The sequence below is a fragment of the Singulisphaera rosea genome (assembly GCF_054877945.1).
In genome coordinates this window covers 1-255 of sequence record NZ_JBTYIP020000158.1, presented here as the reverse complement: position 1 = coordinate 255, position 255 = coordinate 1, and the positions used below count along the sequence as shown (strand labels likewise).

General features: G+C 62.4%; 1 rRNA gene. It reads right to left on the bottom strand.

Features of this window, described 5'->3' with window-relative positions:
• Positions 1-187: 187 nt before the first annotated feature.
• Positions 188-255: ribosomal RNA gene (locus tag ACYOEI_RS41320) — 16S ribosomal RNA — on the bottom strand; the annotation flags it as partial.

Below are 255 nucleotides of genomic sequence, written 5' to 3'. Positions count from 1 at the left end.
CGGATGGGCGGGACCCCGAGACGCCTTCTCGATCGATCGTGGGTTCACATCTTTCGCATGCAGACCCCCGTGGGGAGCCGGCGTGGGTACGCCTGATTATTGGAGACGGTGCCGATGCGGCCTCGACTTGCCCGAGGGCCGAAGCCCCTGGGCCGGTACGGGCCGGGTTTTCCAAGGTTGTCCTTAGAAAGGAGGTGATCCAACCGCAGGTTCCCCTACGGTTACCTTGTTACGACTTAGTCCCCATCACGGGTT